At 28.1% G+C, this 2956-nt stretch carries 5 protein-coding genes; 1 reads left to right on the top strand and 4 read right to left on the bottom strand.

Going from position 1 to position 2956, the window contains the following annotated elements; genetic code table 11:
* The 4 genes from ABY863_RS13295 to ABY863_RS13280 form a co-directional block, all read right to left on the bottom strand.
* Positions 1 to 875, bottom strand: an 875-nt coding sequence (locus tag ABY863_RS13295; protein WP_372795630.1) for a P-loop NTPase, incomplete at its 3' end; no start/stop codon positions are given.
* A 112-nt stretch (positions 876 to 987) separates the two neighbouring features.
* Positions 988 to 1323: an MGMT family protein gene (locus tag ABY863_RS13290; protein WP_372795628.1), complete on the bottom strand. Its 336-nt coding sequence runs from the start codon at positions 1321 to 1323 to the stop codon at positions 988 to 990.
* A 17-nt stretch (positions 1324 to 1340) separates the two neighbouring features.
* A complete protein-coding gene (gene trmB, locus ABY863_RS13285; protein ID WP_372795626.1) occupies positions 1341 to 2012 on the bottom strand; it encodes a tRNA (guanosine(46)-N7)-methyltransferase TrmB in 672 nt (223 codons plus the stop codon).
* 47 nt (positions 2013 to 2059) lie between these two features.
* Positions 2060 to 2257, bottom strand: coding sequence for a hypothetical protein (locus ABY863_RS13280; protein WP_372795624.1), 198 nt, complete (start codon positions 2255 to 2257; stop codon positions 2060 to 2062).
* Between the two features lie 40 nt (positions 2258 to 2297).
* Here ABY863_RS13280 and ABY863_RS13275 point away from each other — a divergent pair.
* The coding region (locus tag ABY863_RS13275; RefSeq protein ID WP_372795622.1) for a hypothetical protein at positions 2298 to 2956 on the top strand (659 nt) is incomplete at its 3' end.

Below are 2956 nucleotides of genomic sequence, written 5' to 3'. Positions count from 1 at the left end.
CCAAAAATGTAATATTTGTTATTTGGTAACTCGGCAGGTGTGAAATAACTCATGTTTTCAACAATACCTAATACAGGTACATTGATGTCTTTTTGTTTGAACATTGCAACACCTCTTTTAGCATCAGCTAAAGCAATATTTTGCGGAGTACTAACAATTATTGCTCCTGTTACTGCAACAGCTTGCACAATAGATAAGTGAATATCACCAGTTCCTGGAGGTAAATCAATTAAAAGAAAATCTAATTCTCCCCAATGTGAATCAAAAATCATTTGATTTAAGGCTTTTGAAGCAATTGCTCCACGCCATATTACTGCTTGATTTGCATCTGTAAAAAAACCAAGAGATAATATTTTTATACCATAACTTTCAATAGGTTGCATTTTCGAACGCCCATCAATTTCTATTGATAATGGTTTTGCATTTGCAACATCAAACATTAAATGTATGGAAGGCCCATAAACATCAGCATCTAAAATACCAACTTTAAATCCCATTTTTTGCAATGAAATAGCCATGTTTGCGGTAATGGTAGATTTTCCAACGCCTCCTTTTCCAGATGCAATAGCTATAATGTTTTTAATACCAGGAATTGAGTTTTCTTTAACTTCAACTTCTTTCACTGGAACTACGGCAGAAACATTAACTTTTACGTCAATTTTTTGATCAATTTGATCGTGGATAGCTTTCATTATTTCAACTTCAACTTTCTTTTTTGCTTGTAAAGTTGGGTTACTAATAGTAACATCTATAATAACTTCTTTATCAAAAGTTACAATGTTTTTTACAGCTCCACTTTCAATTAAACTTTTACCTTCACCAGGTGCGGTAATAGTTTCAAGTACTTTTGTTATATCTTTTTTGCTTAATGTCATAATTGTTTATCTAAAATCATTCTAAACAACAAATATACAGAGTTCAAACGGATATAAAAAGATTCCTATAAAAAAGAAATGTAGAGGGTGTTACAGATTAAATAAATTTGTGTTAAATGCTTAGTTCTTTATAAGGATCCCAAAAGATTTCCCTGAAATTTTGAATTTGATTTTCTTTAACTTCAATGCCTTCATTTTCTAATAATTGCTGCATTAAATTGGTGCCATCAAAATGAAGTTTTCCTGTTAATAGCCCATTTCTATTCACTACTCTATGAGCTGGAATATCTTCTTTATAATGAGAAGCGTTCATTGCCCAACCAACCATTCTTGCAGATTTTGCAGCGCCAAGGTATTTGGCAATTGCACCATAACTTGTAACTCTTCCGAAGGGAATTAATTTTGTAACTTCATAAACTTTATCAAAAAAGTTCTCTGATTTTTCCATTCGTTAAAAATAATAATTTAATAACGAATTCTAAATTTTATATAAGTTATTGGTTTTCCTTTCTCTAAATATTGACTTTCGTAAAAGGTTTGAGTAGAAGTTACTTCAATAGGAGTTTCTGGATTTTTGTAAATATTGTGGTGCGCATATAAAACTTCATGACCCGCACCATGTAATAACCCTAATGTATAACCGTGCATAAATTCACTATCCGTTTTTAAATTCACTATTCCATCAGAAATTAAAACATGATGGTATTTTTTTAAAAACTCAGCATTTGTTAAACGGTGTTTTGTTCTTGTGTATTTAATTTGAGGATCAGGGAAGGTAATCCAAATTTCAGTTACTTCATTTTTATCAAAAAGTAAATCTATCAATTCAATTTGTGTTCTAATAAATGTAACATTATTTAGATTTTCTTCCAAAGCTGTTTTAGCTCCACGCCAAAAACGTGCGCCTTTTAAATCGATACCTATATAATTAATGTTTGGATTTTTTCGAGCTAAAGCAATGGTGTATTCACCTTTTCCACACCCTAATTCTAATACAATTGGATTGGTATTGTTAAAATGTGAATGCCAGTTTCCTTTTAAAGGAGATCCGTTAATTAACTCTTCTCGTGTAGGTTGAATTACATTTGAAAATGTTTCGTTTTCACGAAATCTTTTAAGCTTGTTCTTACTTCCCACAGAATTTGAGTTTTTTAAAAAAAGGAAATGATAAATTAAATTATAAACTATTCGTTACCAGCTTTTTTGTATTTTTTTAATTCACCTAACCAATAAAGGAATGCTGTAAAAGTAATGGCGATAAATATCCAACTTATAGTACTTTGCAACCACCAATTATCCAATGATCTTAAAGCATTGTATGGTTGAAATAAAACAGTCTGACAAAATTCACCTATTGCTTTAAAAATATTGTTTGCAATCATATCTTAATTATATTTACAGGCAAAAGTATAAAATATAGTAATGATAGCAAATTTTTTTAATAAAACTAAACCCGTAAATATATTTAATGTAGTTGTATTGCTATTTTTATTTTATTTTATTCCAACTTTTTTAGGAGATTCAATTGAATTTTCATGGAGTTTTCTATTAGATCAAATAGTTTTTTTCTTTTGGCTTGTGTTATTTTTATTGATATTCAAATTTATTGTTAAAAAGAATAAATTAACGAAAGACAATGCTTACTCATTACTTTTAGTTGTTTTAATATTAGGGGCTTTTCCTGAAGCTATTTTTACTAATTATATTATTTTTTCAAATTTAGTATTGCTTTTAGGCTATCGTAAAATATACAGTTTAAGAAGTGGTGTAAATACGAATACAAAAATATTTGATGCTGCTTTTTGGATTGGAGTTGCTACATTAATTTATTCTTGGAGTATTTTTTATTTAATTTTAATTTATATTGCTATTATAATTTATGAAAAAGTAAATATTAAAAATTTATTGATACCTATAATAGGTTTTTTGACTCCAATATTTATTTATTTCACTTATGAATTTTATTTCGACAATTTAACAGTCTTTTTAAATAGATTTAAGTATGATATTAACTTAGATTTTAGCCCTTATAATTTTTCTAAGTTCATAATACCTATATTATTTTTAGTTATAATATTAGT

The organism is Lutibacter sp. (genome assembly GCF_041562875.1).
Classification (GTDB): Bacteria; Bacteroidota; Bacteroidia; order Flavobacteriales; family Flavobacteriaceae; genus Lutibacter.
Note: the sequence above shows the minus strand (reverse complement) of the source record. Positions and strands in the feature narration are given on the sequence as shown.

Bases quoted from the DNA above. Each gene is read 5' to 3' on its own strand.
- ABY863_RS13280 (WP_372795624.1), bottom strand. From the start codon at position 2,257: ATGATTGCAAACAATATTTTTAAAGCAATAGGTGAATTTTGTCAGACT.
- ABY863_RS13290 (WP_372795628.1), bottom strand. From the start codon at position 1,323: ATGGAAAAATCAGAGAACTTTTTTGATAAAGTTTATGAAGTTACAAAA.